13 protein-coding genes and 3 rRNA genes are annotated in these 21417 nt (G+C 68.6%); 10 read left to right on the top strand and 6 right to left on the bottom strand.

Annotation, left to right across the window (positions count from 1 at the left end; translation table 11 throughout):
- The first annotated feature begins 3 nt into the window (after window positions 1-3).
- From ACN9MM_RS15455 to rrf, 4 genes are all read left to right on the top strand, one after another.
- Window positions 4-1011: a stage II sporulation protein M gene (locus ACN9MM_RS15455; RefSeq protein WP_426364156.1), complete on the top strand. Its 1008-nt coding sequence runs from the start codon at window positions 4-6 to the stop codon at window positions 1009-1011.
- Window positions 1012-1587: 576 nt separating this feature from the next.
- Window positions 1588-3113: ribosomal RNA gene (locus tag ACN9MM_RS15450) — 16S ribosomal RNA — on the top strand.
- A gap of 288 nt (window positions 3114-3401) precedes the next feature.
- Window positions 3402-6521 (top strand): 23S ribosomal RNA (locus ACN9MM_RS15445).
- Between the two features lie 72 nt (window positions 6522-6593).
- A 5S ribosomal RNA gene (gene rrf, locus ACN9MM_RS15440) occupies window positions 6594-6710 on the top strand.
- The 16S, 23S and 5S rRNA genes sit together here, the layout of an rRNA operon.
- A gap of 96 nt (window positions 6711-6806) precedes the next feature.
- On the opposite strand, the gene ACN9MM_RS15435 is transcribed toward rrf, so the two are convergent.
- From ACN9MM_RS15435 to ACN9MM_RS15415, 5 genes are read right to left on the bottom strand one after another with little or no spacing between them, the layout of a single operon-like run.
- The gene (locus ACN9MM_RS15435) at window positions 6807-8117 is read right to left on the bottom strand and encodes a DUF58 domain-containing protein (RefSeq protein ID WP_426364155.1); all 1311 of its coding nucleotides are present in this window, start codon (window positions 8115-8117) and stop codon (window positions 6807-6809) included.
- A 12-nt stretch (window positions 8118-8129) separates the two neighbouring features.
- Entirely contained in the window at window positions 8130-9113 is a 984-nt protein-coding gene (locus ACN9MM_RS15430; RefSeq protein WP_426364154.1) for an AAA family ATPase, read from the bottom strand.
- A complete protein-coding gene (locus tag ACN9MM_RS15425; RefSeq protein WP_426364153.1) occupies window positions 9110-10318 on the bottom strand; it encodes a DUF4350 domain-containing protein in 1209 nt (402 codons plus the stop codon). The genes ACN9MM_RS15430 and ACN9MM_RS15425 overlap by 4 nt, the downstream gene beginning before the upstream one ends.
- Window positions 10315-11007, bottom strand: a complete 693-nt coding sequence (locus ACN9MM_RS15420) for a DUF4129 domain-containing protein (protein WP_426364152.1) — start codon at window positions 11005-11007, stop codon at window positions 10315-10317. The genes ACN9MM_RS15425 and ACN9MM_RS15420 overlap by 4 nt, the downstream gene beginning before the upstream one ends.
- Window positions 11008-11011: 4 nt before the next feature.
- Window positions 11012-12223, bottom strand: coding sequence for a DUF7544 domain-containing protein (locus tag ACN9MM_RS15415; protein ID WP_426364151.1), 1212 nt, complete (start codon window positions 12221-12223; stop codon window positions 11012-11014).
- Window positions 12224-12552: 329 nt separating this feature from the next.
- On the opposite strand from ACN9MM_RS15415, the gene mtrA reads away from it, so the two are divergent.
- The 6 genes from mtrA to ACN9MM_RS15385 all read left to right on the top strand — a co-directional run bounded on the left by mtrA (window position 12553) and on the right by ACN9MM_RS15385 (window position 20196).
- Window positions 12553-13230, top strand: a complete 678-nt coding sequence (mtrA, locus tag ACN9MM_RS15410) for a two-component system response regulator MtrA (protein WP_010356958.1) — start codon at window positions 12553-12555, stop codon at window positions 13228-13230.
- A 1-nt stretch (window position 13231) separates the two neighbouring features.
- Window positions 13232-15250 (top strand): MtrAB system histidine kinase MtrB, encoded by a 2019-nt coding sequence (mtrB, locus tag ACN9MM_RS15405; RefSeq protein WP_426364150.1) that lies wholly within the window; start codon window positions 13232-13234, stop codon window positions 15248-15250.
- A gap of 91 nt (window positions 15251-15341) precedes the next feature.
- A complete protein-coding gene (locus ACN9MM_RS15400; protein WP_426364149.1) occupies window positions 15342-17105 on the top strand; it encodes an LpqB family beta-propeller domain-containing protein in 1764 nt (587 codons plus the stop codon).
- A gap of 348 nt (window positions 17106-17453) precedes the next feature.
- Entirely contained in the window at window positions 17454-18257 is an 804-nt protein-coding gene (locus tag ACN9MM_RS15395; RefSeq protein WP_426364148.1) for a ComF family protein, read from the top strand.
- 295 nt (window positions 18258-18552) lie between these two features.
- On the top strand, window positions 18553-19233 hold the full coding sequence (hpf, locus tag ACN9MM_RS15390; RefSeq protein WP_382873237.1) for a ribosome hibernation-promoting factor, HPF/YfiA family: 681 nt from the start codon (window positions 18553-18555) through the stop codon (window positions 19231-19233).
- Between the two features lie 210 nt (window positions 19234-19443).
- On the top strand, window positions 19444-20196 hold the full coding sequence (locus ACN9MM_RS15385) for a response regulator (RefSeq protein ID WP_056558135.1): 753 nt from the start codon (window positions 19444-19446) through the stop codon (window positions 20194-20196).
- Window positions 20197-20220: 24 nt separating this feature from the next.
- Here the strand turns inward: ACN9MM_RS15385 and ACN9MM_RS15380 are convergent, their stop codons facing one another.
- Window positions 20221-21384: a winged helix-turn-helix domain-containing protein gene (locus ACN9MM_RS15380; RefSeq protein ID WP_426364147.1), complete on the bottom strand. Its 1164-nt coding sequence runs from the start codon at window positions 21382-21384 to the stop codon at window positions 20221-20223.
- Window positions 21385-21417: the final 33 nt, after the last annotated feature.

Below are 21417 nucleotides of genomic sequence, written 5' to 3'. Positions count from 1 at the left end.
ATCATGGACCTCGACGTCTACGTGACCGCCCACCGCGCAGAGTGGGAACGCCTCGACCACCTCCTGCGCCGGGGCGGCAGGCTCACCGGCGACGAGGCGGACGAACTCGTCGCGCTCTACCAGCGCACGGCCACCCACCTCTCGATCGTCCAGTCGAGCACCCCGGACCCCATGCTCACGGCCCGGCTCACCCAGCTCGTGGCCCGCGCCCGCGCCACCGTCACCGGCACCCGCCGCTCCTCGTGGCGGGACGCGCTCCGCTTCCTCACGGCCGGCTTCCCGGCGGCGGTCTACCGCTCCCGGCACTGGTGGATCCCCACGGCCGTGCTCTCCACGCTGCTCGCGGTCCTCATCGGCTGGTGGATCAGCACCCACCCGGAGGTCCAGGCCTCGATCGGCGCCTCGGGCGACCTCCGCGAGATGACCCGCCCCGGCGGCCAGTACGAGACGTACTACTCCAGCCATCCCGCGGCCTCCTTCGCCGCGCAGGTCTGGACGAACAACGCCCAGGCCGCGGCCATGTGCCTGGTCCTCGGCGCGTTCCTGGGGATCCCGGTCCTCTGGATCCTCTTCGCGAACATGCTGAACGTGGGCGTCGGCCTCGGCCTGATGTCCTCCGCCGGCCGCCTCGACGTCTTCCTGGGCCTGATCCTTCCCCACGGCCTCCTCGAACTGACCGCCGTCTTCGTGGCCGCCGGTACGGGCCTCCGCCTGGGCTGGACCGTCGTCGACCCGGGCCCCAGGACCCGCAGGACCGCCCTGGCGGAACAAGGCCGCTCGGCCGTCGGAATGGCGATCGGCCTGGCCCTGGTCCTCTTCGTCTCGGGCCTGATCGAAGGCTTCGTCACCCCCTCGGGCCTCCCCACCTGGGCCCGCATCGCCATCGGCATCGCCGCCGAGCTGGCCTTCCTCGCGTACGTGTACGTCCTCGGCGGCCGTGCCGCGCGGGCCGGCGACACCGGCGACCTCGAAGAGCCGGACCGCAGCGCTGCGCTGCCCACCGCGGCCTGATGTGCGTCGGGCCCTCCTGAGCTGCTAGTCTCCTCCGGTGCCCGCGAAAGCTGTTGACACAGCGGTCGTGGGGAGGTAGATTCAAACGGTTGCCTAGAACTGGACAGTTCGGTAGCGACCGGGTAGAGTCTCACTCACTCCGGCAGGGAATTCGATTCCACGGAGTCACCCCGATTCTTATTCGAATCACGAAAGCCACCGATTAGGTCGGCCGAAATGAATCTGATAAAGTCGAAACCGCCGGAAGGGCCCAGAGCGAAAGCGAAAGGGACCAGAAAGCACCGAGGAAATCGGGTCGGAAAGATCTGATAGAGTCGGAAACGAAGGAAGCGCCCGGAGGGCCTGGAAACAGGAACGAAGAAAGCGTCCGCACCTTGAGAACTCAACAGCGTGCCAAAAATCAACGCCAGATTAGTTGATACCCCGTCCATCTTCGGATGGCGAGGTTCCTTTGAAAGTCCTGCTGGCCCTTGTGGCGAGTAGGCAACATACACAGCGAGGACGCTGTGGACGGTCGGCCATATTCCGGCATGACTGTCCCGCTCAACGCGAGTGTCACCCGATTACGGGTAAACATTCACGGAGAGTTTGATCCTGGCTCAGGACGAACGCTGGCGGCGTGCTTAACACATGCAAGTCGAACGATGAAGCCCTTCGGGGTGGATTAGTGGCGAACGGGTGAGTAACACGTGGGCAATCTGCCCTTCACTCTGGGACAAGCCCTGGAAACGGGGTCTAATACCGGATAACACCGGCTTCCGCATGGGAGCTGGTTAAAAGCTCCGGCGGTGAAGGATGAGCCCGCGGCCTATCAGCTTGTTGGTGGGGTAATGGCCTACCAAGGCGACGACGGGTAGCCGGCCTGAGAGGGCGACCGGCCACACTGGGACTGAGACACGGCCCAGACTCCTACGGGAGGCAGCAGTGGGGAATATTGCACAATGGGCGAAAGCCTGATGCAGCGACGCCGCGTGAGGGATGACGGCCTTCGGGTTGTAAACCTCTTTCAGCAGGGAAGAAGCGAAAGTGACGGTACCTGCAGAAGAAGCGCCGGCTAACTACGTGCCAGCAGCCGCGGTAATACGTAGGGCGCAAGCGTTGTCCGGAATTATTGGGCGTAAAGAGCTCGTAGGCGGCTTGTCACGTCGGGTGTGAAAGCCCGGGGCTTAACCCCGGGTCTGCATCCGATACGGGCAGGCTAGAGTGTGGTAGGGGAGATCGGAATTCCTGGTGTAGCGGTGAAATGCGCAGATATCAGGAGGAACACCGGTGGCGAAGGCGGATCTCTGGGCCATTACTGACGCTGAGGAGCGAAAGCGTGGGGAGCGAACAGGATTAGATACCCTGGTAGTCCACGCCGTAAACGTTGGGAACTAGGTGTTGGCGACATTCCACGTCGTCGGTGCCGCAGCTAACGCATTAAGTTCCCCGCCTGGGGAGTACGGCCGCAAGGCTAAAACTCAAAGGAATTGACGGGGGCCCGCACAAGCAGCGGAGCATGTGGCTTAATTCGACGCAACGCGAAGAACCTTACCAAGGCTTGACATATACCGGAAAGCATTAGAGATAGTGCCCCCCTTGTGGTCGGTATACAGGTGGTGCATGGCTGTCGTCAGCTCGTGTCGTGAGATGTTGGGTTAAGTCCCGCAACGAGCGCAACCCTTGTCCTGTGTTGCCAGCATGCCCTTCGGGGTGATGGGGACTCACAGGAGACCGCCGGGGTCAACTCGGAGGAAGGTGGGGACGACGTCAAGTCATCATGCCCCTTATGTCTTGGGCTGCACACGTGCTACAATGGCCGGTACAAAGAGCTGCGATGCCGCGAGGCGGAGCGAATCTCAAAAAGCCGGTCTCAGTTCGGATTGGGGTCTGCAACTCGACCCCATGAAGTCGGAGTTGCTAGTAATCGCAGATCAGCATTGCTGCGGTGAATACGTTCCCGGGCCTTGTACACACCGCCCGTCACGTCACGAAAGTCGGTAACACCCGAAGCCGGTGGCCCAACCCCTTGTGGGAGGGAGCTGTCGAAGGTGGGACTGGCGATTGGGACGAAGTCGTAACAAGGTAGCCGTACCGGAAGGTGCGGCTGGATCACCTCCTTTCTAAGGAGCACAGTACCGATTGCAGGCAAACGTTCTGCACGGTCAGCTCATGGGTGGAACGTTGATTAGTTGGCACAGTCAGTGACGCGAGATCGTTAGTACTGCTTCGGCGTGGAAAACGGGATTCGAGGAACGGACTGTGCTTGGCACGTTGTTGGGTGTCTGAGGGTACGGCCGTAAGGTTCGTATCTTCGAGGATGCCGGCCCCAGTGAACTTGTTGCTTCGGTAGCAGGGTGATGGGTGGCTGGTCGTTGTTTGAGAACTACACAGTGGACGCGAGCATCTGTGGCCAAGTTTTTAAGGGCGCACGGTGGATGCCTTGGCACCAGGAACCGATGAAGGACGTGGGAGGCCACGATAGTCCCCGGGGAGCCGTCAACCAGGCTTTGATCCGGGGGTTTCCGAATGGGGAAACCCGGCAGTCGTCATGGGCTGTCACCCATGCCTGAACACATAGGGCATGTGGAGGGAACGAGGGGAAGTGAAACATCTCAGTACCCTCAGGAAGAGAAAACAACCGTGATTCCGGGAGTAGTGGCGAGCGAAACCGGATGAGGCCAAACCGTATGCGTGTGATACCCGGCAGGGGTTGCGCATGCGGGGTTGTGGGATCTCTCTTTCACAGTCTGCCGGCTGTGAGACGAGTCAGAAACCGTATGGATAGGCGAAGGACATGCGAAAGGTCCGGCGTAGAGGGTAAGACCCCCGTAGCTGAAATCTGTACGGCTCGTTTGAGAGACACCCAAGTAGCACGGGGCCCGAGAAATCCCGTGTGAATCTGGCGGGACCACCCGCTAAGCCTAAATATTCCCTGGTGACCGATAGCGGATAGTACCGTGAGGGAATGGTGAAAAGTACCGCGGGAGCGGAGTGAAATAGTACCTGAAACCGTGTGCCTACAAGCCGTGGGAGCGTCGGATACAGCTTGCTGTATCTCGTGACTGCGTGCCTTTTGAAGAATGAGCCTGCGAGTTTGCGGTGTGTTGCGAGGTTAACCCGTGTGGGGAAGCCGTAGCGAAAGCGAGTCCGAATAGGGCGATTCAGTAGCACGCTCAAGACCCGAAGCGGAGTGATCTAGCCATGGGCAGGTTGAAGCGGAGGTAAGACTTCGTGGAGGACCGAACCCACCAGGGTTGAAAACCTGGGGGATGACCTGTGGTTAGGGGTGAAAGGCCAATCAAACTCCGTGATAGCTGGTTCTCCCCGAAATGCATTTAGGTGCAGCGTCGTGTGTTTCTTGCCGGAGGTAGAGCACTGGATAGGCGATGGGCCCTACCGGGTTACTGACCTTAGCCAAACTCCGAATGCCGGTAAGTGAGAGCGCGGCAGTGAGACTGTGGGGGATAAGCTCCATGGTCGAGAGGGAAACAGCCCAGAGCATCGACTAAGGCCCCTAAGCGTACGCTAAGTGGGAAAGGATGTGGAGTCGCAGAGACAACCAGGAGGTTGGCTTAGAAGCAGCCACCCTTGAAAGAGTGCGTAATAGCTCACTGGTCAAGTGATTCCGCGCCGACAATGTAGCGGGGCTCAAGCGTACCGCCGAAGTCGTGTCATTGCAGTACATACCCCCAACGGGGACTGTGATGGGTAGGGGAGCGTCGTGTGCCGGGTGAAGCAGCCGCGGAAGCGAGTTGTGGACGGTTCACGAGTGAGAATGCAGGCATGAGTAGCGATACACACGTGAGAAACGTGTGCGCCGATTGACTAAGGGTTCCTGGGTCAAGCTGATCTGCCCAGGGTAAGTCGGGACCTAAGGCGAGGCCGACAGGCGTAGTCGATGGACAACCGGTTGATATTCCGGTACCCGCTTTGAAACGCCCAATATCGAGCCCATTAATGCTAAGGCCGTGAAGCCGTTCCGGACCCTTCGGGGAAAGGAAAGTGGTGGAGCCGTCGACCCAAGGTGGTAGTAGGTAAGCGATGGGGTGACGCAGGAAGGTAGTCCAGCCCGGGCGGTGGTTGTCCCGGGGTAAGGGTGTAGGGCGTGTGATAGGCAAATCCGTCACGCATTAAGCCTGAGACCTGATGCCGAGCCGATTGTGGTGAAGTGGATGATCCTATGCTGTCGAGAAAAGCCTCTAGCGAGTTTCATGGCGGCCCGTACCCTAAACCGACTCAGGTGGTCAGGTAGAGAATACCGAGGCGTTCGGGTGAACTATGGTTAAGGAACTCGGCAAAATGCCCCCGTAACTTCGGGAGAAGGGGGGCCACGTCTGGTGATCGGATTTACTCCGTGAGCTGGGGGTGGCCGCAGAGACCAGCGAGAAGCGACTGTTTACTAAAAACACAGGTCCGTGCGAAGCCGTAAGGCGATGTATACGGACTGACGCCTGCCCGGTGCTGGAACGTTAAGGGGACCGGTTAGCTCTGTTTCGACAGGGCGAAGCTGAGAACTTAAGCGCCAGTAAACGGCGGTGGTAACTATAACCATCCTAAGGTAGCGAAATTCCTTGTCGGGTAAGTTCCGACCTGCACGAATGGCGTAACGACTTCTCGACTGTCTCAACCATAGGCCCGGTGAAATTGCACTACGAGTAAAGATGCTCGTTTCGCGCAGCAGGACGGAAAGACCCCGGGACCTTTACTACAGTTTGATATTGGTGTTCGGTTCGGCTTGTGTAGGATAGGTGGGAGACTTTGAATCCGTGACGCCAGTCATGGTGGAGTCGCCGTTGAAATACCACTCTGGTCGTGCTGGATGTCTAACCTCGGTCCGTGATCCGGATCAGGGACAGTGTCTGATGGGTAGTTTAACTGGGGCGGTTGCCTCCCAAAGGGTAACGGAGGCGCCCAAAGGTTCCCTCAGCCTGGTTGGCAATCAGGTGTTGAGTGTAAGTGCACAAGGGAGCTTGACTGTGAGACCGACGGGTCGAGCAGGGACGAAAGTCGGGACTAGTGATCCGGCGGTGGCTTGTGGAAGCGCCGTCGCTCAACGGATAAAAGGTACCCCGGGGATAACAGGCTGATCTTCCCCAAGAGTCCATATCGACGGGATGGTTTGGCACCTCGATGTCGGCTCGTCGCATCCTGGGGCTGGAGTCGGTCCCAAGGGTTGGGCTGTTCGCCCATTAAAGCGGTACGCGAGCTGGGTTTAGAACGTCGTGAGACAGTTCGGTCCCTATCCGCTGTGCGCGTAGGAATATTGAGAAGGGCTGTCCCTAGTACGAGAGGACCGGGACGGACGAACCTCTGGTGTGCCAGTTGTCCTGCCAAGGGCATGGCTGGTTGGCTACGTTCGGGAGGGATAACCGCTGAAAGCATCTAAGCGGGAAGCCTGCTTCGAGATGAGTATTCCCACCTCCTTGAGAGGGTAAGGCTCCCAGTAGACGACTGGGTTGATAGGCCGGATGTGGAAGCCCAGTAATGGGTGGAGCTGACCGGTACTAATAGGCCGAGGGCTTGTCCTCAGTTGCTCGCGTCCACTGTGTTAGTTCTGAAGCAATGAACTCCCTTGCCGGTTGAGTTCAACTTCATAGAGTTTCGGTGGTCATAGCGTTAGGGAAACGCCCGGTTACATTCCGAACCCGGAAGCTAAGCCTTTCAGCGCCGATGGTACTGCAGGGGGGACCCTGTGGGAGAGTAGGACGCCGCCGAACAATCATTGTGGGAAAGCCCCGCACCTTATGGTGCGGGGCTTTTCTGCGTTTACGGCACGGAGCGGACTCCTTTCGCAGAGGTAGTTCCTATCGTGTTCAGAGGCGGCCGGCGGCCTTCAGGGCGAGGTAGGCGTCTGCCAGGGCGGGCGCGAGGGTGTCGGGGGTGGCGTCGACGACCGTGACGCCGTGGCGCTGGAGCTGATCCGCGGTGCGGGCGCGCTGGGACTGGGTCTGCGTGGCCGCCGCCGCCTCGTAGACGCCTTCGATCGTGCCGCGGGCGCCGGCCATGCGCGTGACGTGGGGATCGGCCACGGAGGCCAGCAGGACCGTGTGGCGCTGGGCGAGCTGCGGGAGCACCGGGAGGAGGCCCTCCTCGATCGGGGCCGCGTCGAGGCTGGTCAGGAGGACGATCAGCGAGCGGCGTGGCGCGCGGGCCAGAGCCGTCGCGGCCAGGCCGCGGGCGTCGGTCTCCACGAGTTCGGGTTCCAGCGGGGCGAGGGCGTTGACGACGGCCGGCAGGACGTCGCCGGCGGAGCGGCCCTGGACCTGGGCGCGGAGGCGGCGGTCATAGGCCAGGAGGTCCACGCGGTCACCGGCGCGGGACGCGAGCGCGGTGAGCAGGAGCGCGGCGTCCATGGAGGCGTCCAGGCGCGGGACGTCGCCGACGCGTCCGGCCGAGGTGCGGCCGGTGTCGAGGACGATCAGGATGTGGCGGTCGCGCTCGGCGCGCCAGGTGCGGACGGCGACGGCGTTCTGGCGGGCCGTGGCACGCCAGTCGATCGAGCGGGTGTCGTCCCCGGGGACGTACTCGCGGAGGCTGTCGAACTCCGTGCCCTCGCCGCGGGTGAGCACGCTGGTGCGGCCGTCGAGCTCGCGGAGCCGGGACAGGCGTGATGGCAGGTGCTTCCGGCTGGTGAAGGGCGGCAGGACGCGGACGGTCCAGGGGACCTCGTGGTGGCCCTGGCGGGCGGCGAGGCCGAGGGGGCCGAAGGAGCGGACCGTGATCCGTTCGGCTCGGCGGTCGCCGCGCCGGGTCGGGTGCAGGTTCGTGGTGAGGCGGCGGCGTTCGCCGGCCGGGACGGTCAACCGGCGGCGCGAGGCGGCCTGTTCGGTGCCGGGGAGCCAGCTGCTGGGCGGCCAGGCGTCGCGGAGCTGGGCGCGCAGGCGGCGGCGGGACGGATTGGTGACGGTGAGCTGGACCTCGGCCTCGTCACCGAGTCGAACGGATGTATCACCACTTCGGGTGAATTGGAGCGTTCGTACTGGCGCCGCCAGGGCGTAGTCGCACAGAATTGCGAGGGAGAGGGGCGCGTTCACCGCGAGCATCCCCGCCCAGCTGGGGGCGAGGATGCCGACGGGGAGCGATCCGAGGGCGGCGAGCAGCGCGGTTCGTCCGGTGAGGGCCATGGGGCGCCGTTCTCAGCGGGGGACGGGGACGTGGGCGAGGATCGAGTTGATGACGGAGTCGGGGGTGACCCCCTCCATCTCGGCCTCGGGCCGCAGATGGATGCGATGACGCAGGGTGGGGAGAGCGAGGGCCTTCACGTCGTCCGGGGTGACGTAGTCCCGGCCGGTGAGCCAGGCCCAGGCGCGGGCGGTGGAGAGCAGGGCGGTGGCGCCTCGGGGGGAGACTCCGAGGGCGAGCGAGGGGGATTCACGCGTGGCGCGACAGATATCGACGACATAGCCGGCGATCTCGGCGGAGACCGAGACCTTGGCGACGGCGTTCCGGGCCGCTTCGAGTTCGGCGGGGCCCGCGACGGGGCGGACGCCGGCGGCCTTCAGGTCGCGGGGGTCGAAGCCCTCGGCGTGACGGGTGAGCACATGGATCTCGTCGGCGCGTGAGGGCAGAGGGACCGTCAGCTTCAGCAGGAACCGGTCCAGTTGGGCCTCGGGGAGCGGATAGGTGCCCTCGTACTCGACGGGGTTCTGGGTCGCGGCGACCAGGAACGGCTCGGGCAGGGCGCGCGGGGTGCCGTCGACCGTCACCTGACGCTCCTCCATCGCCTCCAGGAGGGAGGACTGGGTCTTCGGGGGCGTGCGGTTGATCTCGTCGGCGAGCAGCAGGTTGGTGAAGACCGGGCCGGGCTGGAAGGAGAACTCGGCGGTGCGGGCGTCGTAGACCAGGGAACCGGTGACGTCGCTCGGCATCAGGTCGGGGGTGAACTGGACGCGCTTGGTGTCGAGTTCGAGTGCGGCCGCGAGCGTGCGGACCAGGAGGGTCTTGGCGACTCCGGGGACGCCTTCGAGGAGGACGTGTCCCCGGCAGAGCAGGGCGACGACGAGACCGGTGACGGCGGGGTCCTGGCCGACCACGGCCTTCGCGATCTCGGTGCGCAGGGCCTCCAGGGAAGCGCGGGCGCTGTCCGAGTCCGTGGCGGTCTCGGGGGTCGGGGCGCTCATGAGGTGCGTACCTCTCTTTCGAGGGCGTCGAGTTGGTCCGCCAGGCGGATGAGGGGGGCGTCGTCGGCGGGTGCCGGGCCGAAGAGGAGGTTCCTGGGGTCCGCGGTGGTCTCGGGGAGACGGGCGGAGAGTGCGGGGAGGAGACGGTCGGGGGAGTGGGCGTCCTGGACGGGGACGCCGAGCAGCGGGGCGAGCCGGGTGCGGGTCGCGGCGCGCAGGACGGAGGCGGCGCGGTCGCGGGCGTTCGCCTTGCGGTAGAGGCGGGCGCGGCCCTCGGTGGCCTCGGAGGCGCGGAGTGCGACGGGGAGGTTCTCGGTGACCAGGGGGCCGAGGCGGCGGCTGCGCCAGAGGGCGGCGAGCACGGCCGCGAGGGCGAGTTGGAGAGTGCCCCACAGCCAGCCGGAGGGGATGAGCGCGAGGAAGTTGCCCGTGGTGTCGTCGGCGGGGTTGTCGGCGGTGGCCGAGGTGTCCGAGAGGGAGGGGAGGTACCAGACGAGATGGGGCCGGGAGCCGAGGAGTTGCAGGGCCAGCGAGGCGTTGCCGCGTTGGTCCAGGTGGGAGTTGTAGAGGATGTCGGGCGAGCCGAGGAGGACCGTGTCGGCCGTGCCGCTGCCGGTGTCGGGGAGGCGGAGCAGGGTCGGCAGGCCGCCGGCGAGGTAGCAGGCGTCGGCGGTCGTGCCGGGGGAGGCCTCGTACCGTTCGCCGCCGAGGTCGACGCTGCCGGCGCGGGTGGCGGCCGGGAGGGTGCAGGCGGGGGCGCGTTCTCGCACCGGGGTGCTCGGGGCGCCGACGACTCCCGGGGCGAGGGCGGCGAGGGAGGCGCGGCCGGCACCGACGAGGACCGTGCGGCCGGAGGAGGCCTCCATGGCCGAGTGGAGCGCGCCCTTCTGAGTGTCCGTCAGGAGGTCGGGGGTGGTGACCAGGAGGGTGGTCCCGGTGTCCGCGGCCGCGGTGGCCTCGGCGAGGGTGGTGGCCAGGGTGACGGTGACGCCGCGGGCCTTGAGGAGCTCGGCGACGGCTCGGCTGCCCTGGGGGTCGGCGGAGCGCGGGTCGAGGGCGCCGTGGCTGTCGGTGGAGTGGAGCGTCGCGAGGGCCAGGCCGCCGGTCAGGATCAGGGCGAGGACGAGGGCCGCGCCGCGGATGCGGGTCCACACCTGCCGGGCGGTGGGGGCGGTCGAGGTGGTGCCGGTGGCCGGTCGGCTCATGCGGGCGTCCCCGTGGAGGCGGTGTCGAGGGTGGGCCTGTTGCGCTCCAGGGCGGTGTCCAGTTCCTCCAGGCGGCGGTACGCGGCCTCGTCGGCGGTGCGGCCGCCGTACGTGACGTCGTCGAAGGTGCGGGCCGCGAGGCGCAGGTCGTCCGCGTGGGAGGGGAGGGAGCGGCCGGCTTCGGCGGCGGCCTCGTCGGCGGTGCGGCCGGGGCGGGGTTCGAGGAGGGTGCGCTCTTCGCAGGAGCGGACGACGGCGCGCATCCGTTCCTGGACGGCCTGGTTCCAGCGGCCGGCGGAGGCGTGGCGTGCGGCGGCCGTCCGGTGGTCGCGGGCGGTGCGGGGGCCGTCGGTGAAGAGGGAGTCGCCGGTGGTGCCGGGGGCCCGGCGCGGGGTGCCGAGGCGCCACCAGAGGGCGGCGACCAGGGCGGCCACGGCCAGGACGATGACGACGAGGCCGACGACGCCGCCCGGGGTGGCCCCCGAAGCGGTGCCGAAGAGGTCGTCGAGCCACTCCCAGAAGCGGTCGAGGCCGCGCTGGAGGAGGTTCGGGTCGTTCTCGTGGTACCTCGGATCGGACAGCTCCCGCTCCGCCGCCTCGCGGGCGGGGAGGCGGGAGATGTCCACCGGTACGTCGCCGTCGGCGTGCAGCCGGGCCAGTGCCGCGGCCGCTCCCCCCGTGACCGTCACCGCATCAGCCCCCGGCGGTGTCGGTGGCCGGGGTGGCGCCGTAGCCGGGGAGGCCCGCGGCCCGGGCCAGTTCGAGGTCCAGGGCTTCGCGGCGGATGCGCTGGTCCACGTAGAGGAGGACGGTCACGCCCGCCGAGATCGGGTAGGTGATCGCGCTGGTGATCACGCCGCCGATGCCTGTGACGATCAGGAACGGCCAGCCGAAGGTGGTGGAGGTGCCGGCGAGGAGGTTGGTGAAGCTCTCGCCGTCGACCGCGAAGCCGATGACGGTGAACGGGATCGCGATGATCATGGCGAAGAGGAAGATCAGCAGCTGCGTCAGTACGGTGATGCCGAAGATCCGCCACCACGAGCCCTGCACCAGCTTGGCCGATCGCTTCAGCGACTGGACGACACCCCGGCGCTCCAGCATCAGGGCGGGCGACGCGAGGCTGAAGCGGATCACGAGCCAGACGGACGCCACGATCGCGCCGAGCCCTCCGAGGAGGGTCAGGGCGACGCCCGGGGCGCCGCCGATCAGGAGCCCGGGCAGCAGGCCGACGGCCACGATGGCCGAGGCCATCGCCGCGAGCAGCAGGGTCAGGCCCAGCAGCTGGAGCAGGCGCGGCCTGGCCTCCTGCCAGGCGGAGCCCAGCGAGACCGGGCGGCCGAGCACCGCACGGCTGATGACGACGGTCAGCAGGGCGGCGCTCACCATCGAGGCCATCATCGTCACGAGGAGGGCAGGTCCCAGGCCGATCAGGGAGGCCTGGGCCGCTTCGAGGGACTGCTCCAGCTGCTCGGCGGGGGTGGCGTCGGCGTTGAGCTCCGGGGCCGCGGGCACGAGGTACCGCTCGGCCAGGATGTTGGCGATCTGGGAGATCACCGCGACCGTGACGGTGATGGCGAGGACCGTGCGCCAGTAGGTGCGGAGGGTCTTCACCGCGCCGTCGAGGATCTCGCCCATGCCCAGCGGGCGCAGCGGGATGATGCCGGGCTTCGCGGCCGGAGGCCTGCCCCAGTTGACGTTCGGGGGCGGGGTTCCCCAGTTCTGCCCGGGGCCCGGGGGCGGAGTCCGGTCGGTCGGCGGGGACCACTGGCCGGCGGGCGGCTGGTCCTTCGACCACTGGGCGGAGCCGTTCGCGTCGGCCGGGGCGGAGGGTCCGGGGATCCTGGAGCCGTCCGGGCCGTCGGAGGGGGCGGATCCGGGCGAGGTCCAGCCCGGAGTGTCGTTCACGGTCGTCCACCTCGGAGGAATGGTCGCGGCGCCGGATCGGCGAACCGGCTCGGTCACGGCGGCCGACACCAGACGCGGCGGCGGGCCGGGTGCCATCGTGCCACGCGGGGCCCGCCCGTGGGCCGGAGCCTTGATCTCCTTCGTACCTTTGTCCGGACCTTCATTGTGCGGGCGGCAGACGGCACACTGTGCGGATGCCCGATCAGGTCGCACGAACCGTGCGCCGGCGGGCCGAGCGGGCCGTTTTCCACGAGAGAACGGCCCGGGCAGGGGTGGGGCTGTGGGACAGGTCACGGCAGGTAACGATTGGCTAATGGGATGATGTCGATATGAAGGGACGCGTTCTTGTCGTCGACGACGACACCGCACTGGCCGAGATGCTCGGCATCGTGCTGCGGGGTGAAGGGTTCGAGCCGTCGTTCGTCGCGGACGGTGACAAGGCGCTTGCCGCTTTCAGAGAGGCCAAGCCCGACCTGGTGCTGCTGGACCTGATGCTGCCCGGAAGGGACGGCATCGAGGTGTGCAGGCTCATCAGGGCCGAGTCAGGTGTGCCGATCGTCATGCTCACGGCCAAGAGCGACACGGTCGACGTGGTCGTGGGTCTGGAGTCCGGCGCCGACGACTACATCGTGAAGCCGTTCAAGCCGAAGGAGCTCGTCGCCCGCATCCGGGCGCGGCTGCGGAGGTCCGAGGAGCCGGCTCCCGAGCAGCTCACCATCGGTGACCTGGTCATCGACGTGGCCGGGCATTCCGTGAAGCGGGACGGCCAGTCCATCGCCCTGACGCCGCTCGAGTTCGACCTGCTGGTCGCGCTGGCGCGGAAGCCGTGGCAGGTCTTCACCCGTGAGGTCCTCCTGGAGCAGGTCTGGGGCTACCGGCACGCGGCCGACACCCGGCTGGTGAACGTGCACGTACAGCGGTTGCGCTCGAAGGTCGAGAAGGACCCCGAGCGTCCGGAGATCGTGGTGACCGTCCGAGGCGTCGGTTACAAGGCGGGGCCGAGCTGACATGAGCGCAGGCAGTACTGCTCCGAAGCCCGGGGACCCGGGAGTCCGTACGGGGCGGACTGCCGGACCGGGGCGGGGGGGCTCGCGTTTCGGCCGTCTGCTGCGTGGCGGACGGCTCTTCCGGGACGGGGTGCGCGGTGGGCCGGTCCTCCGGCTCTTCACGCGCTGGGTCCGCCGGCCGCTGCTGCCCGCCGTGCGGCTGTGGCGGCGGAACATCCAGCTGAGGATCGTCGCGGGCACCCTGCTGATGTCCCTCGGAGTGGTGCTGCTGCTCGGCATCGTCGTCATCGGGCAGGTCCGCAACGGCCTGCTCGACGCCAAGGAGAGGGCCGCCCAGAGCCAGGCCGCCGGTGGGTTCTCCGCCGCCCAGGACCGGGCGGCGACCACGCCCTCGGCGCCCGGACAGCAGGACGGCGGACGGACCGGCGCCTCCGTGAACTGGCGCTCCACGCTGGTGGAGCAGCTCGCCAGTGGTGGCCAGAGCGCGTTCAACGTGGTCGCGCTCTCCCTCGACACCGGTGACACCGCGAGCCGTGGCGCCCGCGCCTCCGGCGAGGTCGACCCGACCACGAGCATCCCCGTCGAGCTGCGGCACTCGGTCGCCCAGGGCACCGGGACGCTCCAGAAGTTCACGCGGATCCACTACACCAGCGGAAAGGCGTCCGAGCCCGGCCTGGTGATCGGCAAGCGGCTGAACGACGCCGACGGCGACCAGTACGAGCTGTACTACCTCTTCCCGCTGACCCAGGAGGAGGACTCCCTCACCCTGGTCAAAACCACCCTGGCGACGGCCGGACTCTTCGTCTGCGTCCTGCTCGGCGCCATCGCCTGGTTCATGGTGCGCCAGGTCGTCACGCCCGTGCGGATGGCCGCGGGGATCGCCGAGCGGCTCTCGGCCGGGCGCCTCCAGGAACGTATGAAGGTCACCGGCGAGGACGACATCGCGCGCCTCGGCGAGGCCTTCAACAAGATGGCCTCCAACCTCCAGCTCAAGATCCAGCAGCTGGAGGAGCTGTCGCGGATGCAGCGGCGGTTCGTCTCCGACGTCTCGCACGAGCTGCGCACCCCGCTGACCACCGTCCGGATGGCCGCCGACGTCATCCACGAGGCCCGCGTCGACTTCGACCCGATCACCGCGCGCTCCGCCGAACTCCTCGGCGACCAGCTCGACCGCTTCGAGTCACTGCTCTCCGACCTCCTGGAGATCAGCCGCTTCGACGCGGGCGCGGCGGCCCTGGAGGCCGAGCCGATAGACCTGCGCCAGGTGGTCCGGCGGGTCATCGGCGGCGCCGAGCCCCTCGCCGAGCGCAAGGGCACCCGGATCGTGGTCCTCGGCGACCAGCAGCCCGTGGTGGCCGAGGCGGACGCCCGCCGGGTCGAGCGGGTCCTGCGGAACCTCGTGGTCAACGCCGTCGAGCACGGCAATGGCCGGGACGTGATCGTGAAGCTCGCCGCCGCCGGCGGTGCCGTCGCCGTCGCCGTCCGCGACTACGGCGTCGGACTCAAGCCGGGCGAGGCCACCCGGGTCTTCAACCGTTTCTGGCGCGCCGACCCCGCACGCGCGCGCACCACCGGCGGCACGGGCCTCGGCCTGTCGATCGCCGTCGAGGACGCGCGACTGCACGGCGGCTGGCTCCAAGCCTGGGGTGAGCCGGGCGGCGGCTCGCAGTTCCGGCTCACCCTGCCGCGTACCGCGGACGAGCCGCTGCGGGGCTCTCCGATCCCGCTGGAGCCCGAGGACTCACGGCGCAACCGCGAGCAGGCGGCCGCCGGACGCGACCAGGAGAGCGGCCGGCTCACCTCGGTGCCGGCGCAGCCCGCCGGTGACCGGCAGGCGCTCGCCGTACCGCCGAGGCTGCCCGCGCCGCCGCGGGCGACCGTCGACCCGACGGCGCTGCCCGGCAGCGGCGCGCGGGTCGTGGCGCGGGCGGCGACGGACATGGACGGCGGCGGGGCGGGCACGGCGACGGCCGGTGGCAACGGGCAACTGGAGCGGGAGGACGGGACACGTGGGCGCTGACTCCCGAGTGGAGCACGCGGGGCGGGGACGCAGTACACGCGCGGTGGTGCTGGCCGCCTGCGGCGGGCTCCTCGTGACCGGGTGCGCGACCATGCCCGACAGCGGGGACGTCCAGCCCGTGAAGGGGGCCGGCACGGGCGACTCGCAGGTGCGGGTCTACGCCGTCGCACCCCGGGAGAGCGCGGACCCGGACGAGATCGTCGACGGCTTCCTGGAAGCCATGACCAGTGACGACCCCGGCTTCGCCACCGCCCGCAAGTACCTCACGAAGAAGGCCGCGCAGAGCTGGAGGCCGGAGCAGAGCATCACCGTGCTCACCACGGCGCCCGACCGCGAGCAGGCCGACCGCAACGCCGACCCCGAGAACCAGGGGCGCGCCTTTCCCCTCCTCGGCCGCAAGATCGCGACCGTGGACGCCCGGCACGCCTACCAGCCGGTCAGCCCCGCCGAGTACACGCAGTCGATCCACGTCGTGCAGCAGCCGACGGCGAACGGCAAGGGCAAGGAGTGGCGCATCGACAGCCTCCCGCCCGGCCTGGTCCTCGGCGAGTCCGACTTCCTGCGCAACTACCGGTCGGTCAACAAGTACTACTTCGCCTCCGGGGAGGACTGGGTCGTCGCCGACCCGGTCTACATCCGGCAGCGGCAGGACCCCGTCACCCGGATGGATCCGGTGACGCAGACGGTCAGGGCGCTTCTCGAAGGCCCGACGAACTGGCTGAAGCCGGCCGTCGACTCGCAGTTCCCCTCCGGTACGGAGCTCAAGAGCGGGGTCACCACCCTGGCCACGGACGACCAGTCCACGCTGCGGGTGCCGCTCAACCGCAAGGCGGACCGGGCCAGTGGCGAGGCGTGCCGGCGGATGGCGGCGCAGCTGCTGTTCACGCTGCGCGACCTGACCTCCGTCAACGTCGAGCAGGTCGAGCTCCTCGGATCGGGCGGGCAGTCGCTGTGCCGGCTGGGCCGGGGACAGGCGGTCGAGTTCGCCGCGGTGCGGAACACCGACCGTGACGAGAACCCGTACTTCGTCGACGAGCACGGCAAGCTGATGATGCTCCTCGTCGGTGCCAAGGAGGCGAACGCGCCGGTGGAGGTGCCGGGCCCGTTCGGCAAGGGCACGGTGCCACTCCGCTCCGTCGCCGTCGACCGGGGCGAGACCCGGGCCGCCGGGGTCGGGCAGACCGGCCGCGAGCTCCTCGTCTCCTCCATCAGCGCCGAGCAGGACCCGCTGCCGCCGGTCCTGACCAGCCGGGCCGCCCGGCCCGCCGACCGGCTGTCCGCGCCCAGCTGGGACGGCAGGGGCGATCTGTGGGTCGCCGACCGGGACCCCGCAGCTCCCCAGTTGTGGATGGTGCCGGACGGCACCGGTCACCCCGTCAAGGTCCGCACGCCGTGGCTGGGGGACGACGCCCGCATCGAGTCCCTGCGGGTCTCCGCCGACGGCGTACGGATCGCCCTCGTGGTCACCCGGGGCGAGCGCACGACCCTGCAGATCGGGCGGATCCAGCGGGACACCACGGGCGACGAGCCCGTCGTCTCCGTCGAGGACCTCCAGCCCGCCGCGCCCCGGATGGAGTCGGTCACGGCCGTCTCCTGGGCGGGGCCGAGCCGGCTCGTCGTGGTCGGCAAGGAGGCGGGCGGCGTCCAGCAGATCCGCTACCTCCAGACCGACGGCTCGACCTCGTCGACCTCGGTGCTCCCCGGTCTGAACGGGGTCACCTCGGTGGCCGCGTCGCACACCGACAAGGCGCCGGTGGTGGCCGACTCCGGCAACGACGGCATCGTCCGGCTGGCGCCGGGGACGAACTGGCAGCCGGTGGCGAAGAAGGGCTTCTCGCCGGTCTACCCGGGGTAGCCGGACGCCGGGGCGCGGGCCGTCGGTCCTTCCGGGGGAGCCTGCTGGTGTCGGGCGCGGCCCGGCGGTCTGTCCGAGGGCCGGCCGGCTGCTGCCGGGTCCGCCGCCCGCGGTGGTCATGACGGGCTGCCTGGGTCGCCACCCGGGGTTCTCATGACGGGCTGCCGGGGCCGCCGCCCGCGGTGCTCCTGACGGGCTGCCTGGGCCGTCGCCCGCGGTGCTCATGGCGGGCCGCCTGAGAGCCGCCGCCCGCGGTGCCCATGACGGGCGCACCTGACGTACTCCGGGGGTCCCCGCAGGTTTTCCACAGGGGTGGCCGGGAGCCGCCCGGAGGCGCACAGTGGAGCCATGCGGGGGTGGTGGCGCGAGATCGCGGGACTGGTGCTGCCGGTCGCCTGCGGAGGCTGCGGCAGACCGCGGACGGAGTTGTGCCCGGTCTGCGCGGACGTGCTCGCGGGGGCGGCGCCGCGCCGGGTGCGGCCCGCGCCCGAGCCCGCCGGGCTGCCGGTGGTGCATGCCGCCGCGCCGTACGCCGACGCCGTACGGGAACTGCTCCTCGCACACAAGGAACGCGGCGTGCTGCCGCTCGCCGGACCCCTGGGCGGTGCCCTCGCCGGGGCCGTGGAGGCCGCTGCCGGGCCCTGGGCGGGTCCGGAGGACCGCCCCCTGCTCCTCGTACCGGTGCCGTCCTCGCGGCGTTCCGTACGGGCGCGTGGCCACGATCCGACACGGCGGATCGCGCTGGCCGCGGCGGCCAGGCTGCGGCGGGCGGGGAGGCCGGCGCGGGTCGTGCCCGTGCTGCGGCAGCGGCGTCACGTGGCGGACCAGGCGGGGCTCGGGGCGCGCGGACGCCTCGCCAACCTGTCCGGGGCGCTGGAGGTCGTGCCGGGCGGCGTGCGGCTCCTGACGGCTGGAAGGGTGATCGTCGTGGACGACCTGATGACCACGGGCGCCTCGCTCGCGGAGGCGGCGCGCGCGCTCGGAGCCGTACACCAGCCGTTCATTCCTGGAATACCGCACGGTTTACCGGCTGGTTCGGTGCAGCACGGATTCGAACAGCGGGCGGCGGCTGTGATCGCATCCTCTCCCGCTTCGTTCGAAATAAACCGGAACTCGCCGGAAACTTGGATCGTTGCAGGTGGTGAGAGGTGAAAGCACCCGTCCGGAGGTATGTCGCGGTACCGGGTGCCGACACCCGTCCGAAGGGGCTATGTTCGGTTGTGAGGAATGGCGAATGCCATCGCCTCACCAAGAATATGGTTGCGCCTACAGGACAGGAGTTCAGGGCGAATTAACCTCTTGTCGATGGGGTGGAGATCTCGTCGGCGGGGCAGGAGGAGGGCGAAGTCGCCAAGTCCGAGCTCCGGTGACCAACCGGAGTCTGGTGCAAAGGGAGATGCCCTGCGGCCAAGGAGCCGACCAGGGCGATCCGGGAACGGAGTTCTGCGTGGACATCGTCGTCAAGGGCCGCAAGACCGAGGTGCCCGAGCGGTTCCGCAAGCACGTGGCCGAGAAGCTGAAGCTGGAGAAGATCCAGAAGCTCGACGGCAAGGTGATCAGCCTCGACGTCGAGGTGTCCAAGGAACACAACCCGCGGCAGGCCGACCGGTCCGACCGCGTGGAGATCACCCTCCACTCCCGAGGCCCGGTGATCCGGGCCGAAGCCGCGGCTGGCGACCCGTACGCAGCGCTCGACCTCGCCAGCGACAAGCTCGAGGCACGACTGCGCAAGCAGCACGACAAGCGGTACACCCGCCGTGGGAACGGCCGGCTGTCCGCCGCGGAGGTCGGGGACGTGGTGCCCGGCGCCGCCAAGCTCAACGGCGACGGCCAGCTGGCCGTCGACGAGACCGACAAGGTGCCCACCACGATGATGGGTTCCATCGAGGTCCAGGGCGAAGGCCCGCTGGTGGTCCGCGAGAAGACCCACCGGGCCGCACCGATGACGCTCGACCAGGCGCTCTACGAGATGGAGCTGGTCGGGCACGACTTCTACCTCTTCGTCGACTCCGACACCAAGCAGCCGAGCGTCGTCTACCGGCGCCACGCCTACGACTACGGCGTCATCCACCTGGAGAGCGACCCGCTCGCCGAGGGCGGCGGCGCCGGCGGTGCGCTCGGCGGCTGATCCTCCGCCACGTACCGCCTCCGAACTGAGGTGTCCCTCTCGGTGCCCCTGGAGCGCACTGCGCGCCCCCAGGGGCACCCCCGTGCTCCCGCGGATCACCCCGTGGCCGCCGGGGCATGAAATCATGGCGTGCACGCCAACCGGTGCCGAACGCGTACGGGTTGGAGGACCGGAAACGAATTCAGGCCACGGCCTTCAGGGGGAGGAACGATGGCGGACAGCTTCGGGCCGGTGCTCAGCGGGCGCGAGCACGGTGGTGCGGTCCCGGAGGGATCGGATTCGGACAGCGGTGCATTCCGCAAGGAGCCGATCCGGGTCCTCGTCGTGGACGACCACGCCCTCTTTCGCCGGGGACTCGAGATCGTCCTCGCCCAGGAAGAGGACATCCAGGTGGTCGGCGAGGCCGGTGACGGCGCCGAGGCCGTCGACAAGGCCGCCGACCTGCTCCCCGACATCGTCCTGATGGACGTACGGATGCCCCGGCGCGGCGGCATCGAGGCGTGCACCTCCATCAAGGAGGTGGCCCCCAGCGCGAAGATCATCATGCTGACGATCAGCGACGAGGAGGCCGACCTCTACGAGGCGATCAAGGCGGGGGCCACCGGCTACCTCCTCAAGGAGATCTCCACCGACGAGGTCGCCACCGCGATCCGCGCGGTCGCCGACGGCCAGTCGCAGATCAGCCCGTCGATGGCGTCCAAGCTGCTCACCGAGTTCAAGTCGATGATCCAGCGCACCGACGAGCGCCGGCTCGTGCCCGCGCCCCGGCTGACCGACCGTGAGCTGGAGGTCCTCAAGCTCGTCGCGACCGGGATGAACAACCGGGACATCGCCAAGGAACTCTTCATCTCCGAGAACACGGTGAAGAACCACGTCCGGAACATCCTGGAGAAGCTTCAGCTGCACTCCCGGATGGAGGCCGTGGTCTACGCGATGCGGGAGAAGATCCTCGAGATCCGCTGAGGCTCCCGCCCTGGCGCCTGGTCCCTAGGCCAGGGCCGCCACCAGGTCCTGCGTCAGCTTCGGGTGGTCCACGCGCTCCACCGCCACCGTGTCGCAGCCCACCCACTCGGCCGCCTCGCGCAGTGCGCGTGCCACCGCGGGCACCGCCTTGGGGCCGTCGAGCGAGACCTGCTTCGCCACCAGTGTCCGGCCCTCCCGCGCCGGGTCCACCCGGCCGACCAGCCGGCCCCCCGCGAGCACCGGCATCGCGAAGTAGCCGTGGATCCGCTTCTGCTTCGGCACGTACGCCTCCAGGCGGTGCGTGAAGCCGAAGATCCGCTCCGTGCGCGCCCGCTCCCAGATCAGCGAGTCGAACGGCGAGAGCAGCGTCGTGCGGTGCCGGCCGCGCGGCTCGGTGGCCAGCGCCGCCGGATCCGCCCAGGCGGGCTTCCCCCAGCCCGCCACCGTCACCGGCACCAGACCCGAGGCCTCCACCACCGCGTCGAACTGCTCGCCCTTGATCCGGTGGTAGTCCGCGATGTCCGCGCGCGTGCCCACGCCGAGTGCCTCGCCCGCCTGCCGCACCAGGCGCCGCACGCACTCGGCGTCGTCCAGGTCGTCGTGGAGGAGCGCCTGCGGGATCGCCCGCTCGGCCAGGTCGTACACGCGCTTCCAGCTGCGCCGCTCGGTGACGACCACCTCGCCGTACATCAGCGCCCGCTCGACGGCGATCTTGGAGTCGGACCAGTCCCACCACTCGCCCTTGTTCTTCGCGCCGCCCAGCTCGGTCGCCGTCAGCGGACCCTGGTCCCGCAGCTGGGCGATCACCTTGTCGTACGCCCCGACCGACAGCTCGTGGCCCCAGTGCGGGCGGTCGCGGTAGGCGCGGCGGCGGAAGGCGAAGTGCGGCCACTCCTCGACCGGCAGGACGCAGGCGGCGTGCGACCAGTACTCGAAGGCGTGGGACCCCGTCCAGTACGCGTCCTCCACCGCCGGGCGGCCCACGGCGCCCAGCCGTGCGTACGGAATGAGCTCGTGCGAGCGGGCGAGGACCGAGATGGTGTCGAGCTGGACCTGGCCGAGCGACCGGAGGACCCCGCGCACGCCGGCCCTGCGGTCGGGCGCGCCGAGGAACCCCTGGGCGCGCAGGGCGATCCTGCGGGCGTCGTCGGCGGACAGTTCGGCGGCGGGGCGCGGCGCAGTCGTCATGGAACGCACCCTAGGCCTCGTCACTGACAGCGG

It is taken from the genome of Streptomyces sp. E-08, from assembly GCF_049913095.1.
Taxonomy (GTDB): Bacteria; Actinomycetota; Actinomycetes; order Streptomycetales; family Streptomycetaceae; genus Streptomyces.
This window is presented reverse-complemented; position numbering and strand designations above follow the sequence as displayed.